Source organism: Pseudomonas sp. A125, from assembly GCF_055409485.1.
In genome coordinates this window covers 44,064-66,285 of the sequence record NZ_JBUZVP010000035.1, presented here as the reverse complement: position 1 = coordinate 66,285, position 22,222 = coordinate 44,064, and the positions used below count along the sequence as shown (strand labels likewise).

The window sequence follows — 22,222 nt, the reverse complement described above, 5'->3', positions numbered from 1 at the left end:
CTCGCCACAAGGAGCTTGCTTGGGCCCTGAGGTTACTTGGCCGCCAGCGCCGAGTAGCTGTTCATCAGGTTGCGGTAGTTGGGAATTCGCGGCGACAACAGGTTGGCCAGGCCTTCCATGTCATTGCGCCAGTCCACCTGCAGCTCGCAGGCCACCGAGAACCAGTTCACCAACTGTGCACCGGCAGCGGTCATGCGCGCCCACGCCGCCTGTTGCACGGTTTCGTTGAAGGTGCCCGACGCATCGGTGACCACAAACACTTCAAACCCTTCGGCCAGGGCCGACAGCGTCGGGAAGGTCACGCACACGTCAGTCACCACACCGGCGATGATCAGTTGCTTGCGCCCGGTGGCTTTCACCGCCTTGACGAAATCTTCGTTGTCCCAGGCATTGATCTGGCCAGGGCGCGGGATGTATGGCGCGTCCGGGAACAGTTCCTTGAGCTCTGGCACCATCGGGCCGTTGGGGCCGCTTTCGAAGCTGGTGGTGAGGATGGTCGGCAGTTTGAAGAACTTGGCCAGGTCCGCCAGGGCCAGCACGTTATTCTTGAACTCGTTGGGCGAGAAATCCTGCACCAGCGAGATCAGGCCGGTCTGGTGATCCACCAGCAGTACCACGGCGTCATCTTTGTTCAAGCGTTTGTAAGTCATGGGTACAGTCCTTTGGGGGGTTGATTCAGAAGGCAAAACACGAGCAGCCAAACGCGCCCCAGAACCCCTGGAAATCGCTGACTGGCACGTTCGAGAGACGCGCCCGTTCATGGCTATGGGAGTGCACGCCACATGGGCCGCTGCACTGGTGCACCTGGGCCTGCAGCGGCGAAGTCGGGCGCCAGTGGCCCGGCACCTTGGCCACCGGCGACCAGTCCGGCAGCACCGGCACACTGGGTGGCGCGAGGTCTTCAAAGTCGCCGGCGCCGTACACCACCTTGCCGCCGACTACGGTCAGTACTGATTCGATCCACTTGATGGCTTCTTCGTCGACGCTGAAGAAGTCCGCCGACAACGCCGCCACGTCCGCCAGTTGGCCGACCTTGATCTGGCCTTTCTTGCCCTGCTCGGAGGAGAACCAGGCGCTGCCATGGGTGAAGAGTTCCAGGGCCGTCAGCCGGGGCAAACCTTCGGCGTGCAACTCCAGCCCGCCCACGGTGCGGCCACTGACCATCCAGTACAGCGACGTCCAGGGGTTATAACTCGACACCCGCGTGGCATCGGTGCCGGCGCCCACCGGCACGCCTTCGGCGAGCATGCGCTTGATCGGCGGCGTGGCCTCGGCCGCCTTGGCGCCGTAGCGCTCCACAAAGTACTCACCCTGGAACGCCATGCGGTCCTGGATCGCAATGCCGCCACCCAACGCCCGCACCCGCTCGATATTCTGCGGCGTGATGGTTTCGGCGTGGTCGAAGAACCATGGCAGGCCGTTGAACGGGATGTCGCGGTTGACCTTTTCGAACACGTCGAGCATTCGCGAGATCGATTCGTTGTAGGTGGCGTGCAGGCGGAATGGCCAGCGCTGTTCCACCAGGTGGCGCACCACCGGCTCCAGTTCCTGCTCCATGGTCAGGGGCAGGTCGGGGCGCGGTTCGAGGAAGTCTTCGAAGTCGGCTGCCGAAAACACCAGCATTTCGCCGGCGCCGTTGTGGCGCAGGTAGTCGTCGCCCTGGTGCAGGGTCACGCTGGAGGTCCAGTGCTTGAAGTCGCTGAGTTCTTCCTTGGGCTTCTGGGTGAACAGGTTGTAGGCGATGCGCACGGTCAGTTGCTCATCCTTGGCCAACTGCTCAATCACCGCATAATCATCGGGGTAGTTCTGGAAACCGCCGCCGGCGTCGATCGCGCTGGTGAGGCCCAGGCGGTTGAGTTCACGCATGAACTGGCGGGTGGAGTTCACCTGGTATTCCAGCGGCAGTTTCGGGCCCTTGGCCAGGGTCGAGTAGAGAATCATCGCGTTGGGCTTGGCCACCAGCATGCCGGTGGGGTTGCCGTGGTGGTCGCGCACGATCTCGCCGCCGGGCGGGTTGGGTGTGTCTTTGGTGTAGCCGGCCACGCGCAGGGCGGCGCGGTTGAGCAAGGCGCGGTCGTACAGGTGCAGCACGAACACCGGGGTGTCGGGCGCAGCCTGGTTGAGTTCGTCGAGGGTGGGCATGCGTTTTTCGGCGAACTGGAATTCGTTCCAGCCGCCCACCACCCTCACCCACTGCGGCGTGGGCGTGCGGTCGGCCTGGTCCTTGAGCATGCGCAGGGCATCGGCCAGGGACGGCACGCCTTCCCAGCGCAGTTCGAGGTTGTAGTTCAGCCCGCCACGGATCAGGTGCAGGTGCGAGTCGTTAAGGCCTGGGATGACGGTGCGGCCCTTGAGGTCGATGACCTCGGTACCACTGCCGCGCAGGGCCATGGCTTCGCCGTCGGTGCCCACCGCGACAAAGCATCCCTCGCGAATCGCGACTGCGGTGGCGCGGGGGTTTTCACGGTCCACGGTGTGGAACTGGCCATTGAACAGAATCAGGTCGGCGTTCATAGGGTTTCCTTTACAGAGGCTTCAAGCCAGGGAGCGAACAGCCGGGTGGCCGCCGGCATCAGCAGGTACACCACCAGCAGGACGATGGTCAGGGTGACCAGGAAGGTCGCGACCAGGTAGTTGGATAAAAACGGATGCAGCCTCAATACCGGGGCCCAGATGATCGGCACCAGCAAGGTCAGCGGCAAAATCACCAGCAGCGTGACCACCGCCTGTTTCCAGCGGGGCGGCTTGGCGGCGGCATCGGCCAGGGGCGAGAACCAGAACTCGTTTACCGCGCCGACTTCCGTCTGGTCGCCGTCGGCCAACATCGGGGTCACTTCATTGACCAGTTCCTGGCGCTGCGACGAATCGAGCCAACGTTCCAGGTCGTCGGTGGAGCGATAACGCAGCACGCAGGTGAACAGCGCCAGCCCGCCCTGCTTGCTGCGCACCACGTCGACGCCGAGGTGGCCCGGGCGCTCGCCGGCAATGCGCACGATGCGCCGCAGCCAGGCTTCGTAGTCGGCCTCAAGGCCGGGTTTTATGCGGTGCTTGACCACCAGGGTCACGACCTCGTCCGGCCCGCCCTGCGCTGTTGAGTCCATCGTGCCCTTCCCCTGGATGCTTGAACGTTCGCGCCAGTGTGCGACGGCACGATGCAGAAAAATTGCATGTATGTGCTCTGCTCAAGAGAAGCGTATAGCGGTCTACACTGGGGGTTCATTCGCCGGTAAGGTGTGTGAAAACAAGTGCCCATCGACCACGGATATCGATCATGGCTCAACCAGCAGCTGCAACCGGGACGCTGTGTTCCGAACGGGAACAAAGGGTCAAGCAATTGATCCTCGCCAACCTTGCCGAAAGCCTGGAGGTGACGGCACTGGCTCGCGCCTGCGAACTGTCGCGCAGCCACTTTTCCCGGGCCTTCAAGCGCACCACGGGGGTGTCGCCGCAGGAATGGATTCGCCAGCAACGCATCAAGCAAGCCAAAGTGCTGATCACCGGCTCGGCCCTGAGCCTGACGCAAATCAGCCAGGAATGCGGGTTCTGCGACCAGGCGCACTTCTGCCACCTGTTCAGCCGCAGCGAAGGGCTCAACCCAATGGCCTGGCGCAAACTTCAGCTGCGCTACCGCCATCATCTGCGGGTGGCACAGCTGGCTATAGTCAACCGTAAAGAGACAGTCATTCCGATTCCAGCTTCTTAATCAACCTATCGATAACCATTAATCTTCTCCTCACACCGAAGCCCTGCATCTCGCAGCCAAGCTTCCCTTGAGGAGAACACCCCATGCTGACCCTTCGCAAAGCCTCGGAACGCGGCGCCGCCAATCACGGTTGGTTGAAGTCGTTCCACACCTTCTCGTTCGCCAACTACTGGAACCCCAAGGAGCAGGGTTTTTCCGACCTGCTGGTGATCAACGATGACCGGGTTGCCGCCGGCAAGGGCTTCGGGCAACACCCGCACCGCGACATGGAGATTTTCTCCTATGTGCTCGAAGGCGCCCTGGAACACAAGGACACCCTGGGCACCGGCTCGGTAATCCGCCCCGGCGATGTGCAACTGATGAGCGCCGGCAGCGGCGTGGCCCACAGCGAGTTCAACCACAGCCACACCCAGGGCGTGCACTTCCTACAAATCTGGATCGTGCCGGACGTGGCGGGCGCCGAACCGCGCTATCAGCAGGAGCATTTCACCGAAGCGCAAAAACGCGGCCGGTTGCAGTTGATCATCTCGCCGGAAGGCACCGATGGCTCCCTCGGCGTACGCCAGGATGCGCGGGTGTATGCCGGGCTGTTCAACGGTTTTGAAACTGCCAGCCTGGCCCTGGCCCCGGAGCGCTACGCCTACATCCATGTGGCGCGGGGCAGCGTTGAAGTCAACGGCCAACGCTTGCATGAAGGCGACGGTGCCCGCGTACGCGATGAGCGAGAGATTTACCTGAGCCATGGCGAGGATGCCGAGGTACTGGTGTTTGACCTGCGCCCTCAGGAACTGCCTGAAATGCCCTGATGGCCGGCGCGATGGCCCGTGAAAGCGGGCTATCGCTGGCGTCGATAGTCACCATCAGCCCAATGAAGTTCTCTAAAAAAATCCACCGCGTAACATCACATCCATACCAACCAACGACTTCCCGGAGCACACACTCATGAAACGCCAACTCTTGTTTAGCCTCGCTTTCTCGGTACTTGCTGTAAGCGCCTTTACCCAACCTGCACTCGCTGAAGGCGGCGCGGATCGCTTGATGGACAGCCGCGTGGCTGAGGGTGGTTCTGACCGTTTGCTGGAACGTCGTGTGGCTGAAGGCGGCGCTGAACGCCTTCAAGGCAACCGTGTAGCCGAAGGTGGTGCTGACCGCCTGATGGAAAACCGCGCATAACCCCTGTTGTACGCGGTACACCCCCAGCCGGCCTGATCAGCCGGCTTTTTTTCGCCTGCGGTTAAACAGCACCACAAACCCCTGTGGTGAGGGAGCTTGCTCCCGCTGGGCTGCGCAGCAGCCCCAATGAATTCACCGCGGTTCTTCAGGAAGGCCTCATTGGCAGGTTCTGGGGCCGCTTCGCAGCCCAGCGGGAGCAAGCTCCCTCGCCACATAAGCTCCCTCGCCACACAAGCGCTCTCGGCTCAGGTAAGTCGTCATTCGCTGTTAGTGCAGTGAACTATCCAGCCACACCACCGCTTTGCCAATCTGCTGCCTTGCCTCTATCCGCGCGTGCACCTCGTGCACTTCCTCCAGGGTGTAGTGCCCTTCTATATCCACTGTTAGTGCCCCTTCGAGCATCGCCGCGAACACCGCATTGGCACGCCGTTGCACGGTCGGGCCGTCGGCCATGTGGTCATTGAGTCGTGGGCGCGTCAGGAACAAGGAGCCGGCTTCCCCCAACTCCATCGGGTCCAGATCAGTGATCGAGCCGGAAACGTTGCCGTAATTGACGATCAACCCTCGCGTACGACACGCCCTGAAACTCTCGCGCAAGGTGGCCTTGCCCACCGAATCGAACACCACATCCACGCCCTGCCCCTGGGTTGCCTCCAATACCCGCTCGGCAAACCCGGCGTACTGCCATGCGTAATCGGCGCCGCGCTGGAGGGCAATCGCAGATTTTTCGGCGCTGCTGCCGGTGGTAAACACCGTGGCGCCGAGTCGATGAGCCATCTGCACCAGCAACTGGCCGATGCTGCCGGACGCGGCGTGGATCAGGCAGCTATTGCCCGCCTGCAACCGCCCCACGTCCTCGATCAGGTAGTGCGCCGTGCAACCCTGGAACATCGCCGCTGCCGCCTGACCGAAGCCAATCGCGTTGGGAAGGTGTGCGACTCGCGCGGCGGGTACGCTGGCGTATTCAGCAAATGCGCCCCAGGCAATGCACCAGGCCACGCGATCACCCGGCGCCAGATGGTTCACGCCCTCGCCCACTTCCATCACTACACCGGCGCCTTCCATGCCCAGGGTGCACGGCAGCCGTACCGGATAGGTCACAGACTTCGCGTATTTGCCCTGGCGGGTGTGCACATCCATGAAATTGATCCCGGCGCAGGCCACCTTGACCAGTACATGGCCGGCAGTCACTTGGGGTTTGGGCACATCAAGTCGCAGTTGAACGACCTCCGGGCCGCCGTAGGTTTCAAGGGTGAGGGCTTTCATCACGGGACAACTCCGTTTGCAGTGGGAATGCGCCATGGTAAAAGCCGCTACTCTGTACGAGAATTCCCCAATACCTCCCACCCTCCGTGCGGAAATAACCCGATGTTCGACTGGCAGGACCTGTATTTCTTCACCGTGTTGGCGCGCACCCAGTCGCTGTCGGCGGCCGCCCGCGAGCTGCAGGTGGAACACGCCACCGTCGGCCGGCGCGTCGATGCCCTGGAAAAAGCCCTCGGCGTCAAACTGGTAGACCGCCTGCCCCGCAGCCGCCCACTCACCGAGGAAGGCTTGGCACTGGCGAAATTGGCGGCAGGCATGGGCGAGATGGCCACCGAAGTGATGCGCCTGTCCCGCGTGGCCTCCATCGAAGTGGCCGGCACCGTGCGGGTCAGTTGCCCGCCGTCGATTGCCATCCACTGCATCGCCCCCCATGTCGCACGCTTCAGGGCGCAGTATCCCAAGCTGAATATCGTGTTGATGTCCTCGACAACGCTCGCCGCCCTCGACAAAGGCGAAGCCGACATTGCCCTGCGCACCGTGCGTCCCGATGAGGAAGCGCTGGTGCGCAGGAAGGTCGGCGCGGTGCGATTCGGGCTCTATGCCACCCCCGAGTTCAAACGGTTACCCGCCGAACAGTGGGCATTCATTGCCTATGACGCCGCCCGCGACCATCTGCCCCAACAGGCGTGGATGCATCAGGTGCGCGGCAACCGCACGATTGCCTTTGCCGCCAGCGACCTGATAACCCAGCAAATGGCCGCCCGGTCCCAGGTGGGTGCGGTGGTGTTGCCCACGCTGGTGGGTGATCGCGACGCGGCATTGGTGCGGCTGCCAACAACTACCGAAGGCCCGGTTCGCGATATCTGGCTGACGGTGTATCCGGATATGCGCCGCTCGCCTTCGGTGAAGGTGGTGATGGAGTTCTTGGTGAGTTGCATTGAAAGCGAGCCGCAGTTGCGGCGCTGAAGCTGATTACTGCGCCGCGTACTGCTCGTCGCTGACCTGCTCCATCCAGTCCACAACCTTGCCATCGAGCATTTCGTTTATCGCGATATGGGTCATCGCGGTGTTTGCCGTGGCCCCGTGCCAATGCTTGACCCCGGGCGCAATCCACACGGTGTCGCCCGGGCGGATCGCCCGCACGGGCTGGCCCCATTCCTGAACCTGGCCCAAGCCTGCGGTCACGATTAGCGTCTGCCCCAGGGGATGGGTATGCCAGGCGGTACGCGCACCCGGCTCAAAGGTGACAAAGGCTCCGGTGACGCGTGCGGCATCGGTGCCCTTGAAGGGCGAATCGACGCGGACCGTGCCGGTGAAATAATCCGCCGGGCCTTTTGCCGAAGGCTGGGAACCGTTGGGCGTGATGGTCAGCATGGGCGTCTCCTGTGCCGGTGATTCGAGTGCCAGTAATGACAATGAAAGTGCGGTGGCGGCGAGGCTGGTTTTCATAGGCCAGTCATCCGTTCCAGGGCTTCGGGATAACGGTCACCGTGCACCGCGATGTTCGCAGCGGCGACGTCCAGTTCACTGAGTTCTGTCGCACTGAGCTGCACCTCGACGGCCCCCAGGTTTTCCGTCAGGCGCGAGGTTTTGGTGGTGCCTGGAATCGGCACAATCCATGGCTTCTGGGCCAGCAGCCAGGCCAGTGCGATCTGCGAGGGCGTGGCGTTTTTTCGCTGGGCGACCTGGCGCAGCAAGGCCACCAGGGCCTGGTTGGCCTGCAAGGCTTCGGGCGTGAACCGCGGCAAACTGCTGCGAAAGTCCGAGCTGTCAAAGGTGCTGTGGCTGTCGAACTTGCCCGTGAGGAAACCTTTGCCCAGTGGGCTGTAAGGCACCAGGCCAATGCCCAGTTCCTCCAGCAGTGGCAGCACCTCGGCCTCCGGCTTGCGCCACCACAGCGAATACTCGCTCTGCAACGCGGTCACTGGTTGAACGGCATGGGCGCGGCGGATGGTCGAGGCGCCCGCTTCAGACAACCCGAAATGCTTGACCTTGCCCTCCTGAATCAAATCCTTCACGGCACCCGCCACGTCTTCGATCGGCACGTTCGGATCAACCCGGTGCTGATAAAACAGGTCGATGACGTCCGTCTTCAGGCGCTTGAGCGACGCTTCAGCCACTTGGCGGATATGCTCCGGGCGGCTGTTGAGACCGGACCATTTGCCGTTGCCGGACGGGTCCAGGGCAAAGCCGAACTTAGTGGCGATCACCACCTGCTTACGCAGTGGCGACAACGCTTCACCGAGCAACTCTTCGTTGATGAACGGACCATAGACTTCGGCGGTATCGAAGAAGGTCACGCCTTGTTCAACCGCGTTGCGCAGCAAGGCAATCATCTGTTGTTTGTCGCCAGCGGGTCCGTAGCCAAAGCTCATGCCCATGCAACCGAGTCCCAGGGCCGAGACTTCAAGTGGGCTGTTACCGAGTGTGCGTTTAAGCATGGTCATTCTCCGTTCAAGGGCACTGAATCCAATCTAACAGGTACGAATTGTGATAATTAGCCGCTAGAATCTGAAAATACTTATGAGGGTATCTCACCAATGCTCAGGGAAAACGCCAACGACCTGCTCGCCTTTCTGGCGGTAGCCCGGGAGCGCAGCTTTACCAAGGCGGCGGCCAAACTGGGGGTTACCCAGTCGGCGTTGAGCCATACCCTCCGTGCCCTGGAAGCGCGCCTTGGGCTGCGTCTGCTGACCCGCACCACCCGCAGCGTATCGCCCACCGAAGCCGGGCAGCACTTGATCGATACGGTCGGTCCGCACTTCGATGAAATCCAGGTGGGCCTTGAAGGCCTGAGCAACTTGCGGGACAGGCCCTCCGGCACCATTCGCATCAACGCCATGGACCACGCACTGGAGTTCATTCTGTGGCCGGTGCTGAAACCATTCCTGGCGAAGTACCCGGATATCGCCGTGGAGGTGTGTTGCGACTACGGCTTTGTCGACATTGCTGCCCAAGGCTTCGATGCCGGCGTACGTCTTGGGGAAGACGTGGCCCAGGGCATGATTGCCACGCGTATCAGCCCTGATATGCGGATGTTGGTGGTGGGTTCACCGGCCTACTTTGCCCAGCGCGCGATACCGCACACGCCACGGGACTTGACCGATCACGCCTGCAACAACTTGCGCCTGCCCACCAATGGCGGCCTGTATGTGTGGGAGTTCAAGAAAGGCGAGGAAAGCCTGAATGTGCGAGTGTCTGGCCAGGTGACGTTCAATGGTGTGTACCCATTGCTCAAGGCGGCGGTTGACGGCCTCGGCTTGAGCTACGTGCCTGCCGACCTGGTGGCACCTTATCTGGCGGACGGGCGCCTGGTGCAGGTGCTGGATGACTGGTGCGCGCCGTTCGCCGGCTTCCATCTGTATTACCCCAGCCGTCGCCAGGCCTCGCCCGCGTTTGCGCTTTTGGTGGAAGCATTGCGTTATCGCGGTTGAAAGAAATCCGTCAGCGCGCCGCCCAGCGCATCGAACACCAGGGCGATGCGCTGGACCTTGCGCACGTCCTGGTGCATGGCAATCCACACGTCGACGTTGAAATCCACCTGCCCGGGCAGCACCCGCACCAGCCCGTGACGCTGCGCCACCTGGCGTGAACACACGCCAATACCCAACCCGGCACGCAGCGCGGCCAATTGCGCGAGGTGATCGTCGGTGCGGATGAGTGCATTGGGCGCCGAACAGTCGAAACCACGCTCACGCAGGAACTCTAACTCCAGCACGTTGCGGTCGGGCCCGATCAGCGGGTAGCCGTGCAATTGCGCAACAGTGTCCGGGGTGCCCTGCTCTGCCAGCAATTCTGGCGTGGCGTACAACCCCACTTGCAGGTCGCCAACCTTGCGCGCGACCACGGTGGTTTCCGTGGGGCGACGGATGCGCACGGCGACGTCGGCCTCCTGCCGGGCCAGGGCTTGCAGGCGATTGGACACGCTCAACTCAATGGCCAATTGCGGATGATCACGGCGCAGGCTGCGCAACATCGGTGGTAGCACCTCGACGCCTAGCAGCTTGCCGCTGGTGAGGCGCACTGTGCCGCTGGCCAGTGCAGCGTCGGCCGAGGCTGCGCGGTTGAAAGCGTTGGCGGCAACCGCCATCGCTTCCACGTGGCTGATCAGGTCCTTGGCGGTGTCGGTGGGCAGCAATCCTGCGGGTGAGCGGATAAACAGGCTGACGCCGACGCTCTGCTCCAGCGCTTCAATGCGTCGCCGCGCCGTGGCCTGGGCGATCCCCAGCACACGGGCCGCGCCCGACAGGCTGCCGGTGCGCAGCACGGCGAGAAAGGCGCGCTGGGTTTCCCATTGGAGTTGCGGGGCGTTCATACATTTCCTGTGAGCCGCTGGGCAGTTTTGGCGGATGTTCTTTGTTCGGGGGCTGCGGCATGCTGGCGAGCATAACCGATGGGCCTCGCGCCCTCACTGTGCAAAGGATCGTTTTAAATGACACTCACCGGCCAATGCCGCTGCTCCAGCGTGACCTACACCCTCAATACCGACACGCCGCCGGCGGTGTATGCCTGCCATTGCCGCCATTGCCAGACCTGGAGCGGCAGCGCGTTTGCGCTGCATGCGCTGTTGCCGGCGGATGCGCTGCAGATTGAAGGTTCGCTGACAGAATATGGCTATGACGTTGATGGGCAGCGTTCGGAGCATTGGTTGTGCGGGGTGTGCCATACGCGGATCTGCAACACCACGACGGCCGCGCCAGGGCTGGTTGTGCTGCGGGTCGGGACGCTGGATGCGAGCCCGTCCGTGCAGCCTGTCGCGCATATTTGGGTGCGGCACAAGCAGCCGTGGGTGACGTTGACGGAGGGCGTTCCGACCTGGCCGCAAAGCCCTACGCCCCAGGCGTTTGCGCAGGCGTTGAGCGTTCCCCTGTAGACATGACTCACACAAACCCTGTGGCGAGGGAGCTTGCTCCCGTTGGGTTGCGCAGCAACCCCTGCAAACCGTCTGCTTTTTTCCTGACGCTGAAAGGCCGCGAACGGCGCACCCGATAAAGCCCTAAGCTAAGATCGAAAAATTATTTATCGAATAGTTTTTAGAACAATAAGCTGACCTTAATTCATTAAGAGTCGAGCACGCCATGCCCCTGTTTTCGCTCCATCGTCTTTTCATCACTGGCCTGGCCACGCTGGGCCTCTGCACCGCCATGAGCACTCAAGCCCAGGAAACCGTACGCATCGGCTACCAGAAATCCTCGACCCTGATCACCTTGCTGAAAACCCAGGGCACCCTGGAAAAAGCCCTCAAGGCCGACGGCATTGACGTCACCTGGCACGAGTTCCCCAGTGGCCTGCCGCTGCTGGAAGCGCTGAACGTCGGCAACGTCGATATCAGCGCCGATGTGGCTGACACCGTGCCGATCTTCGCCCAGGCCGCCCAGGCCAAACTCACTTACTTCGCTCAGGAGGCGCCGTCGCCGCAAGCGCAGGCGATCGTGGTGCGCAAGGACTCGCCGATCCAGCAACTGGCGGATTTGAAAGGCAAGAAAATCGCCGTGACCAAGGCTGCCGGCACTCATTACTTGTTGATCGCTGCGCTGAACAAAGCGGGCCTGGCGTTCTCTGATATCGAGCCGGCGTACCTGACGCCTGCTGACGGTCGCGCCGCGCTTGAAAACAACAAGGTGGATGCCTGGGTCACGTGGGAACCGTTCCTCACCAGCGTGCAGCGTCAACTGCCCACTCGCACCCTGGCGGACGGCACTGGGCTTGCCAGTTATAAGCGTTATTACCTGACGGGTACGCCTTACGCCAAGGCGCATCCTGAGGTACTGAAAGTGGTTTATGAGCAACTGCACCAGGCTGGTGAGTGGGTGAAGAGCCATCCGCGTGATGCCGCGAAAGTGCTGGGGCCGTTGTGGGGCAACCTGGATGTGGCGACGGTGGAGGCCGCCAATGCTCATCGCAGTTATGAGGTGCAGCCGGTGACGCTGGATCAGTTGGGAGAGCAGCAGAAGATTGCAGATGCGTTCTTCAAGGCGGGGTTGTTGCCCAAGGCGGTGGATGCGCAGGATGTGCAGGTGTGGAAGCCTTGATGGTTCACGCTGTGGTTGGGGTGGGTGTATATCCGTTATTTGCGTAACGGCCGCTTATGGTTCCGCTCTTACAGCGGGTCACTTTTGAAAAGCGCAAAAGTAACCAAAACGCTCTGCCCCGCCTGTCGGCGCCTCGCTGTGGCTCGGCGTTCCCTCACTCCGGAATTGCTCCGCGGGCCGCCGCGACGGCCCGTCCCTGGCCCGTCGCGGCTAAACCGGCGTCCTGCCGGTTTACCCGCTCCTCAATCCCTGCGTTCGGCCTCGGGCTGAAGGGGGCAGTCAGATCAAAAGCAAGATCAAGTGCACGGCGGCCTGAGAGCCGACCTGAGTGTTAAAAGCCAGGGCAAAATCTGTAGGAGCTGGCTTGCCGGCGATGCAGGCGACTCGGTTTCTCAGACACCCCGCGGCGATGCCATCGCAGGCAAGCCAGCTCCCACATTGGAACCGTGCCCGCTTTAGCTGTAGATCTGGCTTTTAACACTCAAGCCGGCCTGTAGGCCGCTGTGTTCTTGATCTGCTTGTGATCTTGATCTTAGGCGCCCCGTCAACCACGCTGGCCGAACGCAGGTAGTACGGAGCGGGTAAACCGGCAGGACGCCGGTTTAGCCGCGACGGGGCAGGGACGCCCCGTCGCGGCGGCCCGCGCAGTACTACCGGAGTGCGGGCACACCGAGCCACAGCGAGGTGCCGAGTGGTGGGGCAAGAGCGTTTTGCTTACTTTTGCGCTGTTCAAAAGTGAGCCGCAGTAAGAGCGGAACCCATTTCAGCAACACCCCAAATAATGGATATACACCCCCCAACTCAACCCAAAAAATTGATCTATCGCGCGCCTCAGCCTTTACGCGTCGCATCATCCAACGCCAGGATGGTATGCGCATTGGTCACCGTTGTAGCCAGGGTATTAATCACCCCCGACCGCAACGCCCCCAACGTCGCCGCCGCCTTGGTGTTTTCACTGGCAATCGCCACCACATCCGGAATCCGGAACAGCTCCTGCACCGTCAACCCGATCACCCGCCCCTGGATGGCGTTGACCGCCGGCTGCCCGTGGATGTCGATAAAGTCATACCCCATCATGTCCCCCACAGTCCCGGACAAACGTGCCTGGGCGATTTCCTGCGATGAAAACCAACCCATGCGCACCATGTTGCTGTTTTCACTCATGTCACCGATGCCGATCAATGCCATGTCGGCACGGCGGGCGCGGTCGAGTGTGGAACGCACGGTGTCATTGCTGATCAACACCCCGCGCAATTCCGGATTGGCCACCAGCGCCGGGGCGTACAAGCTTTCACTCTCGCCCCCAAAGCGCAGGGCCAGCCGCCGGCAGATGTGGTCGGGGTTCATGTATTCACCGGCCTTGAGCGAACCGCCAATGGCGCACACAAACGTGCAGTTGCGGGTCACCGGCAAGAACACGTTGTCGGCCACCGCGCCAACATTACGCCCCATGCCGACCGCGACGATCATGCCGTCGCTGAGGGTTTTGTTCAGGTAGTTGGCCACCAGGCTGGCAACGGCCGAACGCTGGGTGTCGGGGTCGCTGTGGTCAACCGCGATCAAGGCGCGGTCCAGTTGGAAGCGCTCGACCAGCGCCTGTTCCAACTCGTTGTTCATCGCCGGGTGCTGCAACACCCGCACCTCGACGATGCCTTCGTCCCGTGCGCGTTTGAGCAGGCGGCTGACTTTTGCCCGGGACAGGTCGAAGCACTTGGCGATGGCTTCCTGAGTGACGTTCTCAAGGTAATAGAGCATCGCCACTTCGGTCATCAGGTCGATGTCGCTGGCGATGCGCTGGGTACTGTCACTCATGGGCACGGGCTTCCGTTTCGGTGTCAAAGGCGCATTCTCCCGACTCTTGCCCCGTTCCGTCCACTACTGATGCCCGTCACGCTCGATCGCGTTGATGCGGTCGACCTTGGCCCCGGAACGCGCGGCTTCGAACTCCGACTCCAGGAAGGATTTGACGACGCTCTTGGCCAGCTCCGCGCCGATCACCCGTGCACCAATGGACAGGATCTGCGCATCGTTGCTCTTGCGCGCCCGCTCCGCCGAATAGGTGTCGTGGGCCTGGGCCGCGCGAATCCCCAGGACTTTATTGGCCGAGATGGCCATGCCGATGCCGGTGCCGCACACCAGCACGCCCAGCCGTTGCTGGCCGGCATTGATCGCCGTGGCCACGGCCAGGGCGATGTCGGGGTACAGCACCGGCGCCGTGGAATGGGTGCCGAAGTCGGTCACCGGGTAACCCAGCGCCTCAATGTGGCGCTTCAACAGTTCTTTGAGCTCATAACCCGCTTCATCGCATCCGATAGCCACCGGGAAAGGTGTGTTCATGGCGTTTGGCTCCGCTGCCGTTTTGGGTACTGGAGAATGATCATATGATCACTCTATGAAATTTCGCTCAGTCATTTCTCGGACATTCCTGGCGCCCTGTCAAGCAGGATTTAGCTGACCTCACAGTCAAAGCCCTCTAAACCGGCGCACTTTGCGCAAATTCACCCATTTACAACTTTTAAGTGAAAGAGATTGACTGATCAGAATTTCATTTGATACACATATGCTCACAGTGAAACATGACTGTGCGACCTAATAAGAATTCACAGCACGAGGACACGCCGATGGCCACGCCATTACTGCTCCAGGCTGAACACGTCGCCAAGGCTTACGCCGGGATCCCTGCCCTGCGTGAGGGGCGCCTCTCTCTGCGGGCCGGCAGCGTTCACGCCCTGTGCGGCGGCAATGGCGCAGGCAAATCGACTTTCCTGAGCATCCTGATGGGCATCACCCAGCGCGATGCCGGAACCATCCTGCTCAACGGCTCACCGGTTCAGTTCAACCGCCCGAGTGAAGCACTGGCTGCGGGGATCGCGATGATCACCCAGGAGCTGGAGCCGATCCCTTACATGACCGTCGCCGAAAACATCTGGCTGGGCCGCGAACCACGCCGCGCCGGCTGCATCGTCGACAGCAAGGAACTCAATCGGCGCACTCGCGAATTGCTGGAAGGCCTGGAGTTCGACGTCGACGCCACCCGCCCCATGCACCGCCTGAGCGTGGCGCAGATCCAGTTGGTGGAGATCGCCAAGGCGTTCAGCCACGACTGCCAGGTGATGATCATGGACGAACCGACTTCGGCCATCGGCGAGCGCGAGGCCGAAACCCTGTTCAAGGCGATCCGCCGCCTCACCGCCCGTGGCGCCGGCATCGTCTATGTGTCGCACCGCCTCAGCGAACTGGCGCAAATCGCCGACGACTACAGCATCTTTCGCGACGGCGCCTTTGTGGAGACCGGGCGCATGGCCGATATTGACCGCGCCCACCTGGTGCGCGGCATCGTCGGCCAGGAACTCATCCGCATCGACCACAAGGTGGGCCGCGAATGCGCCGCCGAATGCTGCCTGGACGTCGACAGCCTGAGCCGCGCCGGCGAGTTCCAGGACATCAGCCTGCAGCTGCGCCAGGGCGAGATTCTCGGCATCTACGGGCTGATGGGCTCGGGCCGCAGTGAATTCCTCAACTGCATCTACGGCCTGACCACTCCAGACTCCGGCAGCGTGACCCTGCAAGGCAAACCGATGCCCATCGGCCTGCCCAAGGCGACGATCCAGGCCGGCGTGTCGCTGGTCACCGAAGACCGCAAGGACAGCGGCCTGGTACTCAGCGCCAGCATCCTCTCGAACATCGCGTTGTCGGCATACAAGCAGTTGTCGAGCTGGTCGCTGATTAATGCCCGCAAGGAAAACCAGCTGGCCCAAGACATGGTCAAGCGCCTGCAGATCAAGACCACGTCCCTGGACCTGCCGGTGGAGTCCATGAGCGGCGGCAACCAGCAAAAAGTAGTGCTCGCCAAATGCCTGTCGACCCAGCCGATCTGCCTGCTGTGCGATGAACCGACCCGGGGCATCGACGAAGGCGCCAAGCAGGAGATCTATCACCTGCTGGACCAGTTCGCGCGCGCCGGTGGCGCGGCGATTGTGGTGTCGTCCGAAGCCCCCGAACTGCTGCACCTGAGTGACCGTATTGCCGTGTTCAAAGGCGGAAGGCTGGTAACCATCAGCAGCGATACCGCCCTTTCCCAGGAAGCCTTGTTGAGTCTTGCCTCATGAATGCCAAAACCATTGCCGCCCCGATCACGACCGCACCGCGCAGCCGCCTGCGTCTTTCCCTCGACCGCTTCGGCCTGCCGCTGGTGTTTATCCTGCTGTGCCTGGTGATGGCCTTCGCCAGCGAATACTTCATGACCTGGCGCAACTGGATGGACATCCTGCGCCAGACCTCGATCAACGGAATTCTCGCAGTCGGCATGACCTACGTGATCCTGACCAAGGGCATCGACCTGTCGGTGGGCTCGATCCTGGCCTTTGCCGGATTGTGCAGCGCCATGGTCGCGACCCAGGGCTATGGCGTGCTGGCGGCGGTCAGTGCCGGGATGTTCGCGGGCGCGATGCTCGGGGTGGTGAATGGGTTCATGGTTGCCAATCTGTCGATCCCGCCGTTTGTGGCGACCCTGGGCATGTTGAGCATCGCCCGGGGCATGACCTTCATCCTCAACGACGGCAGCCCGATCACCGACTTGCCCGACGCTTATCTGGCGCTGGGCATCGGCAAGATCGGCCCGATTGGCGTGCCGATCGTGATCTTCGCCGTGGTCGCGCTGATCTTCTGGATGGTGCTGCGCTACACCACTTACGGGCGTTATGTGTACGCGGTGGGCGGCAACGAGAAGAGTGCGCGCACCTCCGGGATCGGCGTGCGCAAGGTGATGTTTTCGGTGTACGTGGTCTCGGGGCTGCTCGCCGGGTTGGCCGGTGTGGTGCTGTCGGCGCGCACCACCTCCGCCCTGCCCCAGGCCGGCACTTCTTATGAGCTGGATGCGATTGCCGCCGTGGTCATCGGTGGCACCAGCCTGTCGGGCGGCACCGGCACGATTGTCGGCACGCTGTTTGGGGCACTGCTGATCGGCGTGATCAACAACGGCCTGAACCTGCTCGGCGTTTCCTCGTATTACCAGCAGGTCGCCAAGGGCCTGATCATCGTGTTCGCAGTACTGATTGATGTGTGGCGCAAGAAAAAACGCTAGTCGCTTTTCCTCGAAAACCGAACTGAACGACCTACAACAATAAGCGGAGTTCTCATCATGAAAGTTGGTATTTCCCTGGCCGCCGTCGCGGCACTCTCCCTGCTTGCCAGCAGCATTGCCCTGGCTGCCGATGGCAAGACCTACAAGATCGGCGCCGCCGTGTACGGGCTCAAGGGCCAGTTCATGCAGAACTGGGTGCGCGAACTCAAGGAGCACCCGGCCGTCAAGGACGGCACCGTGCAGTTGACCGTATTCGACGGCAACTACGATGCCCTGACCCAGAACAACCAGATTGAAAACATGGTGACCCAGCACTACGACGCGATCCTGTTTGTGCCGATCGACACCAAGGCCGGCGTGGGCACCGTGAAAGCCGCCATGAGCAACGACGTAGTGGTGATCGCTTCCAACACCAAAGTGGCAGACGCCAACGTGCCGTATGTGGGCAACGATGACGTGGAAGGTGGCCGCCTCCAGGCGCAGGCCATGGTCGACAAGCTCAACGGCCGTGGCAACGTGGTGATCATCCAGGGCCCGATTGGCCAGTCGGCCCAGATCGACCGGGAAAAGGGTGAGATGGAAGTGCTGGGCAAACACCCGGACATCAAGATCATCGAGAAGAAAACCGCCAACTGGGACCGTGCCCAGGCCCTGGCCCTGACAGAAGACTGGCTGAACGCCCACCCCAAGGGCATCAACGGGGTAATCGCGCAGAACGATGACATGGCCCTCGGCGCGGTGCAGGCGTTGAAGTCCCACGGGCTAACATCCAAGGACGTACCGGTGACGTCCATCGACGGCATGCCGGACGCGATCCAGGCCGCGAAGAAAGATGAGGTGACCACCTTCCTGCAAGACGCCCAGGCGCAATCCCAAGGCGCGCTGGATGTAGCGTTGCGGGCGTTGGCCGGCAAGGATTACAAGCCGCAGTCGGTGATCTGGGAACGCTATGGCAAGGACGTGAAATGGGGTGACGGCACCGCCAAGAACTACATCCTGCCATGGGTGCCGGTGACCAATGCGAATGCGGATGCGCTGTATCAGCAGGTGAGCGGTACGAAGTAAAAACACGATCAATGTGGGCGCTGGCTTGCCTGCGATGCAGACGACTCGGTGTATCAGGAGTACCGAGGTGATGCCATCGCAGGCAAGCCAGCGCCCACATTTGACCGGGCTCCACCTTTAGATCTCGATTGTCAGCAAGAGGAGTCATGTTCATGTCTGGATTCTGGAATCAAGCCTTCGACCTCACCGGCCGCTGTGCCGTGATCACCGGCGGGGCCGCCGGGATCGGTCTGGCGTGTGCCAGCCTGCTGGTGGAACGCGGCGCGCGGGTGGCCCTGCTCGACCGCGACCCGGCCGTGGTCGAAGTCGCCGCAAGCCTGGGCGCCGGGAACATCGGCATCGCCCTGGACCTGCGCCAACTCGACCAGGTGCAGAGCACCGTCGACTACGTGTTCGATCACTTCAAGCGCCTGGATTACCTGGTCAACAGCGCCGGCGTCGCCCTGCTGGACAAGGCCCTGGACGTCAGCGAAAACGCCTGGGACACCACCCTCGACATCAACCTCAAGGCCAGCTTCTTCGTGGCCCAGGCCTGCGCCAAACACATGCTTGCCCAGGGCCGCGGGCGCATCGTCAACCTTGCTTCACAAGCGGCGGTGATCGGCCTGGACCGTCACGTCGCCTACTGCGCCAGCAAGGCCGCCGTGGTCGGAATGACCAAAGTACTCGCCATGGAGTGGGCACCGCACATCAACGTCAACGCCATCTCCCCGACCATCGTCGAAACCGCCCTGGGCAAAAAGGCCTGGGCCGGCGAGCTGGGCGAACGGGCCAAATTGCAGATCCCGGCGGGGCGTTTTGCCCAGCCGGAAGAAATCGCCGGGCTGGCGCTGTACCTGCTCAGCGACGCCGCACAGATGATCACGGGGGAAAACGTGGTGATCGACGGCGGCTACAGCATCCAATAATTGATCTTTTGTCGTGAGGTTTATCGTCATGTCCACTGTCACCGAACGCACGCCTGAGCAACTGTCGCCCGTCATCCCGAAAACCATGCAGGCCGTGGTCTGCCACGGCCCCGAAGACTACCGCCTGGAAACCGTCGACGTCCCCACGCCCGGCCCCGACGAGATCCTGACCAAGGTCGAGCTGTGCGGCATCTGCATGGGCGATATCAAGACCTATCGCGGTGCGCCGTCGTTCTGGGGCGACGCCGAGCAACCGCGCTACGTGAAGCCGCCAATGATTCCCGGGCACGAATTCGTGTGCCGCGTAGTCGCCCTCGGCCCAGGCGCGGAAAAGCGTGGGGTGAAGGTCGGCGACCGGGTGATTTCCGAACAGATCGTGCCGTGCTGGGGCTGCCGCTTCTGCAACCACGGCCAGTATTGGATGTGCCAGAAACACGACCTGTACGGCTTCCAGAACAACGTCCAGGGCGCCATGGCCCAGTACATGATCTTCACCAAGGAAGGCATCATCCACCAGGTACCGGACTCGATTGCCCCGGACGAGGCGATCCTGATCGAACCGCTGGCCTGCTCGCTGCACGCCGCAGAACGGGCGAATGTGGATTTCGACGACATCGTGGTAGTGGCCGGCGCCGGTACGCTGGGCCTGGGGATCATCGGCGCGGTGCGCATGCGCAACCCGAAAAAACTCATCGTGCTCGACATGAAACCCGAACGCGCCGCCCTTGCCCTGCGCATGGGGGCGGATGAAGTGTGGAACCCGGCCGAAGTCGACGTGATGGCGAAGATTCGCGAAATCACCGATGGCTATGGTTGCGACATTTACATTGAGGCCACCGGGCACCACAAGGCGGTGAACCAGGGCTTGGCGATGCTGCGCAAGCTGGGGCGTTTTGTAGAGTTCAGCGTGTTCAACGACGAGGCCACGGTGGACTGGTCGATCATCGGCGACCGCAAGGAACTGGATGTGTTGGGTTCGCACCTGGGGCCGTACATGTACCCGCGCGCCATCGACTTTATCGGCAACCGCAAGATCGACATGCGCGACGTGGTGACCCACAAATTTGCCCTGGCAGACTTCAAGGAAGCGTTTGCGGTGATGGAACGCGGGGACAAGTCGCTTAAAGTCGTCCTGGAACCCTGATTTGCCTAATAACACAGAACCCTGTGGGAGCCGGGCTTTGGCTTTTTGTGGGAGCTGGCTTGCCTGCGATGCAGACGCCTCGGTCTATCAGTGACACCGAGCCGATGCAATCGCAGGCAAGCCAGCTCCCACACAAGCCCGGCTCCCACACCAAGAATAAGAACACAGGAAACCGCGTTATGAATCGAGTGATAAACGATCCGGACCAGGTGGTCGAGGACATGCTGCGCGGCATTCTGGTCGCGCACCCCGAGCTGCACCAATACGAAACCAATCCACGGGTGATCGGCAAGGCCAAGCCTTCGCCGCAGGGCCGCGTGGGCATCGTGACCGGCGGCGGTTCCGGCCATGAGCCGGCGTTTCTCGGTTATGTCGGCCCGGGCCTGGTGGACGCCGTGGCGGTTGGCGAGATTTTCTCCTCACCCACCGCCAAAAGCTTCTTCGACGCCTTCCGCGCCGCCGACCACGGCGCCGGTGTGGCATGCCTGTACGGCAACTATGCCGGCGACAACATGAACGTGAAGCTGGCGATGAAAATGGCCGCCAGCAAAGACATGCAGATCCGCACCGTGGTCGCCAACGACGATGTGGCCTCGGCGCCCAAGGCCGACATCGCCAAGCGTCGCGGGGTGGCCGGGGAAATCTTCATGTGGAAAGTCGGCGGTGCTGCCGCTGCCCAGCATTACGACCTGGATGGGGTGATTCGTGTCGCCCAAAAGGCCGTCGACAACTGCCGCTCCATCGGCATCGGCCTCACGCCCTGCACCATTGCAGCGGTAGGCAAGCCGAACTTCCAGATCCCCGACGGGCAGATGGAACTGGGCATCGGCCACCACGGCGAACCGGGCATTGAAGTCATCGCGATCGAATCTGCCGAAGCCATGGCCGCGCGCATGCTCGCGCCGATCCTCGCCGACCGCGACTTCAGCCAGGACGACAGTGTGGTAGTACTGGTCTCCGGCCTGGGTGCGACACCCGTGATGGAACTTTACATTTTCTACGCCGAGGTTGAACGTCAGTTGCAGGCCAAGGGTTTGAAGATTCACCGCTGCTACGTGGGCAACTACTTCACCTCCCTGGAAATGATGGGCGTGACCCTGACCTTGCTCGGCCTGGACGCCGAGCTGAAAACCCTGATCGACCAACCCTGCCGCTCCATCGGCATGACCCAGGCGGATTAAACCATGAGCCAGCATTTCTCCACCCACGACGGCAGCGCCATCGTCACCGACCTGGTCAGCGTGATCGTTGCCAACCGTGAGTACCTGAGCGAAGTCGACGGCGCCATCGGCGATGGCGACCACGGTATCAACATGGCCAAGGGCTTTGCTCATTGCGGGCGCACGATTGAAGGCCGCCAGTTGACCTTGGCCGAAGCGCTGGACGAGTTGACGCTGAGCCTGATGGAAGGCATCGGCGGTTCCATGGGGCCGCTGTATGGCAGCCTGTTTATCGGCATGGCGGATGAGGTGCGGGGCAGCGACGAGATTGATGCGCCGACCTTTGCGCATCTGCTGCGGGGCGGGCTGACTTCGTTGCAGGACATCACCGAGGCCGGCGTGGGTGACAAGTGCTTGATGGACACGTTGATTCCGGCGGTGGAAGCGTTTGAACAGGCCCATGCGTCGGGGGCGTCGTTCAGTGAGGCGCTGGATGCGATGAAAAGTGCTGCCTCGCAGGGCCGGGATTCGACCAGGGATCTGGTGGCGAAGATTGGGCGGGCCAGCCGGCTGGGCGAGCGCTCGCTGGGCGTGCTGGATGCGGGTGCGGTGTCGTGCTGCCTGATACTGACGCGGTTGGCGGATTCGGTTCAACCGAGGTTGGTGTAAACCCCTCACCACAAATAAG

General features: G+C 62.0%; 22 protein-coding genes and 1 pseudogene. 14 read left to right on the top strand and 9 right to left on the bottom strand.

Annotated elements, in window-relative coordinates; all coding sequences use genetic code 11:
• Positions 1-32: 32 nt before the first annotated feature.
• Genes ycaC through ACZRN6_RS31740 form a run of 3 tightly spaced genes read right to left on the bottom strand, consistent with a single transcriptional unit; the run spans position 33 to position 3,101 of the window.
• Entirely contained in the window at positions 33-650 is a 618-nt protein-coding gene (ycaC, locus tag ACZRN6_RS31750; RefSeq protein ID WP_010171978.1) for an isochorismate family cysteine hydrolase YcaC, read from the bottom strand.
• Positions 651-675: 25 nt separating this feature from the next.
• The gene (locus ACZRN6_RS31745) at positions 676-2,514 is read right to left on the bottom strand and encodes an amidohydrolase (RefSeq protein ID WP_464009685.1); all 1,839 of its coding nucleotides are present in this window, start codon (positions 2,512-2,514) and stop codon (positions 676-678) included.
• Positions 2,511-3,101, bottom strand: a complete 591-nt coding sequence (locus ACZRN6_RS31740; protein ID WP_464009684.1) for an antibiotic biosynthesis monooxygenase — start codon at positions 3,099-3,101, stop codon at positions 2,511-2,513. The genes ACZRN6_RS31745 and ACZRN6_RS31740 overlap by 4 nt, the downstream gene beginning before the upstream one ends.
• A gap of 170 nt (positions 3,102-3,271) precedes the next feature.
• Here ACZRN6_RS31740 and ACZRN6_RS31735 point away from each other — a divergent pair, with 170 nt between their 5' ends.
• From ACZRN6_RS31735 to ACZRN6_RS31725, 3 genes and pseudogenes are all read left to right on the top strand, one after another.
• Complete coding sequence (locus ACZRN6_RS31735; protein WP_322145688.1) at positions 3,272-3,703, top strand: AraC family transcriptional regulator; 432 nt, start codon at positions 3,272-3,274, stop codon at positions 3,701-3,703.
• 83 nt (positions 3,704-3,786) lie between these two features.
• Positions 3,787-4,509 carry a pirin family protein gene (locus ACZRN6_RS31730; RefSeq protein ID WP_322145689.1) on the top strand — a complete coding sequence of 241 codons (723 nt, stop codon included), beginning with the start codon at positions 3,787-3,789 and terminating at the stop codon, positions 4,507-4,509.
• A 136-nt stretch (positions 4,510-4,645) separates the two neighbouring features.
• Positions 4,646-4,870: pseudogene (locus ACZRN6_RS31725) on the top strand (hypothetical protein); the annotation flags it as partial.
• A gap of 273 nt (positions 4,871-5,143) precedes the next feature.
• On the opposite strand, the gene ACZRN6_RS31720 reads toward ACZRN6_RS31725, so the two are convergent.
• On the bottom strand, positions 5,144-6,142 hold the full coding sequence (locus ACZRN6_RS31720) for a quinone oxidoreductase family protein (protein WP_464009683.1): 999 nt from the start codon (positions 6,140-6,142) through the stop codon (positions 5,144-5,146).
• Between the two features lie 102 nt (positions 6,143-6,244).
• Here ACZRN6_RS31720 and ACZRN6_RS31715 point away from each other — a divergent pair, with 102 nt between their 5' ends.
• Positions 6,245-7,108: a LysR family transcriptional regulator gene (locus ACZRN6_RS31715; protein WP_464009682.1), complete on the top strand. Its 864-nt coding sequence runs from the start codon at positions 6,245-6,247 to the stop codon at positions 7,106-7,108.
• 6 nt (positions 7,109-7,114) lie between these two features.
• On the opposite strand, the gene ACZRN6_RS31710 is transcribed toward ACZRN6_RS31715, so the two are convergent.
• Together ACZRN6_RS31710 and ACZRN6_RS31705 are read right to left on the bottom strand one after the other, a co-directional pair.
• A complete protein-coding gene (locus ACZRN6_RS31710; protein WP_017479045.1) occupies positions 7,115-7,516 on the bottom strand; it encodes a (R)-mandelonitrile lyase in 402 nt (133 codons plus the stop codon).
• A 71-nt stretch (positions 7,517-7,587) separates the two neighbouring features.
• Positions 7,588-8,583, bottom strand: a complete 996-nt coding sequence (locus tag ACZRN6_RS31705; RefSeq protein ID WP_322145692.1) for an aldo/keto reductase — start codon at positions 8,581-8,583, stop codon at positions 7,588-7,590.
• Between the two features lie 99 nt (positions 8,584-8,682).
• On the opposite strand from ACZRN6_RS31705, the gene ACZRN6_RS31700 reads away from it, so the two are divergent.
• Positions 8,683-9,576, top strand: coding sequence for a LysR family transcriptional regulator (locus ACZRN6_RS31700; protein ID WP_464009681.1), 894 nt, complete (start codon positions 8,683-8,685; stop codon positions 9,574-9,576).
• Here the strand turns inward: ACZRN6_RS31700 and ACZRN6_RS31695 are convergent.
• Positions 9,564-10,457, bottom strand: coding sequence for a LysR family transcriptional regulator (locus ACZRN6_RS31695; RefSeq protein WP_464009680.1), 894 nt, complete (start codon positions 10,455-10,457; stop codon positions 9,564-9,566). The two genes, ACZRN6_RS31700 and ACZRN6_RS31695, sit on opposite strands and share 13 nt — an antisense overlap.
• A 117-nt stretch (positions 10,458-10,574) precedes the next feature.
• Here ACZRN6_RS31695 and ACZRN6_RS31690 point away from each other — a divergent pair, with 117 nt between their 5' ends.
• Both ACZRN6_RS31690 and ACZRN6_RS31685 read left to right on the top strand, forming a co-directional pair.
• Positions 10,575-11,015 carry a GFA family protein gene (locus ACZRN6_RS31690; protein WP_322145695.1) on the top strand — a complete coding sequence of 147 codons (441 nt, stop codon included), beginning with the start codon at positions 10,575-10,577 and terminating at the stop codon, positions 11,013-11,015.
• A gap of 205 nt (positions 11,016-11,220) precedes the next feature.
• Positions 11,221-12,174: an aliphatic sulfonate ABC transporter substrate-binding protein gene (locus tag ACZRN6_RS31685; protein ID WP_464009679.1), complete on the top strand. Its 954-nt coding sequence runs from the start codon at positions 11,221-11,223 to the stop codon at positions 12,172-12,174.
• A gap of 831 nt (positions 12,175-13,005) precedes the next feature.
• Here ACZRN6_RS31685 and ACZRN6_RS31680 read toward each other — a convergent pair.
• Both ACZRN6_RS31680 and rpiB read right to left on the bottom strand, forming a co-directional pair.
• The gene (locus tag ACZRN6_RS31680; protein ID WP_464009678.1) at positions 13,006-13,986 is read right to left on the bottom strand and encodes a sugar-binding transcriptional regulator; all 981 of its coding nucleotides are present in this window, start codon (positions 13,984-13,986) and stop codon (positions 13,006-13,008) included.
• 63 nt (positions 13,987-14,049) lie between these two features.
• Positions 14,050-14,511 carry a ribose 5-phosphate isomerase B gene (rpiB, locus tag ACZRN6_RS31675; protein ID WP_155581986.1) on the bottom strand — a complete coding sequence of 154 codons (462 nt, stop codon included), beginning with the start codon at positions 14,509-14,511 and terminating at the stop codon, positions 14,050-14,052.
• Between the two features lie 284 nt (positions 14,512-14,795).
• Between rpiB and ACZRN6_RS31670 the strand changes: the two genes are divergently transcribed.
• The 7 genes from ACZRN6_RS31670 to dhaL all read left to right on the top strand — a co-directional run bounded on the left by ACZRN6_RS31670 (position 14,796) and on the right by dhaL (position 22,203).
• Positions 14,796-16,283: a sugar ABC transporter ATP-binding protein gene (locus tag ACZRN6_RS31670; protein WP_464009677.1), complete on the top strand. Its 1,488-nt coding sequence runs from the start codon at positions 14,796-14,798 to the stop codon at positions 16,281-16,283.
• The gene (locus ACZRN6_RS31665; RefSeq protein ID WP_322145705.1) at positions 16,280-17,257 is read left to right on the top strand and encodes an ABC transporter permease; all 978 of its coding nucleotides are present in this window, start codon (positions 16,280-16,282) and stop codon (positions 17,255-17,257) included. The genes ACZRN6_RS31670 and ACZRN6_RS31665 overlap by 4 nt, the downstream gene beginning before the upstream one ends.
• A gap of 57 nt (positions 17,258-17,314) precedes the next feature.
• The gene (locus ACZRN6_RS31660) at positions 17,315-18,322 is read left to right on the top strand and encodes a substrate-binding domain-containing protein (protein WP_177089899.1); all 1,008 of its coding nucleotides are present in this window, start codon (positions 17,315-17,317) and stop codon (positions 18,320-18,322) included.
• 152 nt (positions 18,323-18,474) lie between these two features.
• Complete coding sequence (locus tag ACZRN6_RS31655; protein ID WP_322145706.1) at positions 18,475-19,230, top strand: SDR family oxidoreductase; 756 nt, start codon at positions 18,475-18,477, stop codon at positions 19,228-19,230.
• 28 nt (positions 19,231-19,258) lie between these two features.
• Positions 19,259-20,374: an MDR/zinc-dependent alcohol dehydrogenase-like family protein gene (locus tag ACZRN6_RS31650; protein WP_322145707.1), complete on the top strand. Its 1,116-nt coding sequence runs from the start codon at positions 19,259-19,261 to the stop codon at positions 20,372-20,374.
• Positions 20,375-20,553: 179 nt separating this feature from the next.
• The gene (locus ACZRN6_RS31645) at positions 20,554-21,555 is read left to right on the top strand and encodes a dihydroxyacetone kinase subunit DhaK (protein WP_322145708.1); all 1,002 of its coding nucleotides are present in this window, start codon (positions 20,554-20,556) and stop codon (positions 21,553-21,555) included.
• A 3-nt stretch (positions 21,556-21,558) separates the two neighbouring features.
• Positions 21,559-22,203 (top strand): dihydroxyacetone kinase subunit DhaL, encoded by a 645-nt coding sequence (gene dhaL, locus ACZRN6_RS31640; protein ID WP_322145709.1) that lies wholly within the window; start codon positions 21,559-21,561, stop codon positions 22,201-22,203.
• Positions 22,204-22,222: the final 19 nt, after the last annotated feature.

Bases quoted from the DNA above. Each gene is read 5' to 3' on its own strand.
- ycaC (WP_010171978.1), bottom strand. From the start codon at position 650: ATGACTTACAAACGCTTGAACAAAGATGACGCCGTGGTACTGCTGGTG.
- ACZRN6_RS31745 (WP_464009685.1), bottom strand. From the start codon at position 2,514: ATGAACGCCGACCTGATTCTGTTCAATGGCCAGTTCCACACCGTGGAC.
- ACZRN6_RS31740 (WP_464009684.1), bottom strand. From the start codon at position 3,101: ATGGACTCAACAGCGCAGGGCGGGCCGGACGAGGTCGTGACCCTGGTG.
- ACZRN6_RS31735 (WP_322145688.1), top strand. From the start codon at position 3,272: ATGGCTCAACCAGCAGCTGCAACCGGGACGCTGTGTTCCGAACGGGAA.
- ACZRN6_RS31730 (WP_322145689.1), top strand. From the start codon at position 3,787: ATGCTGACCCTTCGCAAAGCCTCGGAACGCGGCGCCGCCAATCACGGT.
- ACZRN6_RS31720 (WP_464009683.1), bottom strand. From the start codon at position 6,142: ATGAAAGCCCTCACCCTTGAAACCTACGGCGGCCCGGAGGTCGTTCAA.
- ACZRN6_RS31715 (WP_464009682.1), top strand. From the start codon at position 6,245: ATGTTCGACTGGCAGGACCTGTATTTCTTCACCGTGTTGGCGCGCACC.
- ACZRN6_RS31710 (WP_017479045.1), bottom strand. From the start codon at position 7,516: ATGCTGACCATCACGCCCAACGGTTCCCAGCCTTCGGCAAAAGGCCCG.
- ACZRN6_RS31705 (WP_322145692.1), bottom strand. From the start codon at position 8,583: ATGCTTAAACGCACACTCGGTAACAGCCCACTTGAAGTCTCGGCCCTG.
- ACZRN6_RS31700 (WP_464009681.1), top strand. From the start codon at position 8,683: ATGCTCAGGGAAAACGCCAACGACCTGCTCGCCTTTCTGGCGGTAGCC.
- ACZRN6_RS31695 (WP_464009680.1), bottom strand. From the start codon at position 10,457: ATGAACGCCCCGCAACTCCAATGGGAAACCCAGCGCGCCTTTCTCGCC.
- ACZRN6_RS31690 (WP_322145695.1), top strand. From the start codon at position 10,575: ATGACACTCACCGGCCAATGCCGCTGCTCCAGCGTGACCTACACCCTC.
- ACZRN6_RS31685 (WP_464009679.1), top strand. From the start codon at position 11,221: ATGCCCCTGTTTTCGCTCCATCGTCTTTTCATCACTGGCCTGGCCACG.
- ACZRN6_RS31680 (WP_464009678.1), bottom strand. From the start codon at position 13,986: ATGAGTGACAGTACCCAGCGCATCGCCAGCGACATCGACCTGATGACC.
- rpiB (WP_155581986.1), bottom strand. From the start codon at position 14,511: ATGAACACACCTTTCCCGGTGGCTATCGGATGCGATGAAGCGGGTTAT.
- ACZRN6_RS31670 (WP_464009677.1), top strand. From the start codon at position 14,796: ATGGCCACGCCATTACTGCTCCAGGCTGAACACGTCGCCAAGGCTTAC.
- ACZRN6_RS31665 (WP_322145705.1), top strand. From the start codon at position 16,280: ATGAATGCCAAAACCATTGCCGCCCCGATCACGACCGCACCGCGCAGC.
- ACZRN6_RS31660 (WP_177089899.1), top strand. From the start codon at position 17,315: ATGAAAGTTGGTATTTCCCTGGCCGCCGTCGCGGCACTCTCCCTGCTT.
- ACZRN6_RS31655 (WP_322145706.1), top strand. From the start codon at position 18,475: ATGTCTGGATTCTGGAATCAAGCCTTCGACCTCACCGGCCGCTGTGCC.
- ACZRN6_RS31650 (WP_322145707.1), top strand. From the start codon at position 19,259: ATGTCCACTGTCACCGAACGCACGCCTGAGCAACTGTCGCCCGTCATC.
- ACZRN6_RS31645 (WP_322145708.1), top strand. From the start codon at position 20,554: ATGAATCGAGTGATAAACGATCCGGACCAGGTGGTCGAGGACATGCTG.
- dhaL (WP_322145709.1), top strand. From the start codon at position 21,559: ATGAGCCAGCATTTCTCCACCCACGACGGCAGCGCCATCGTCACCGAC.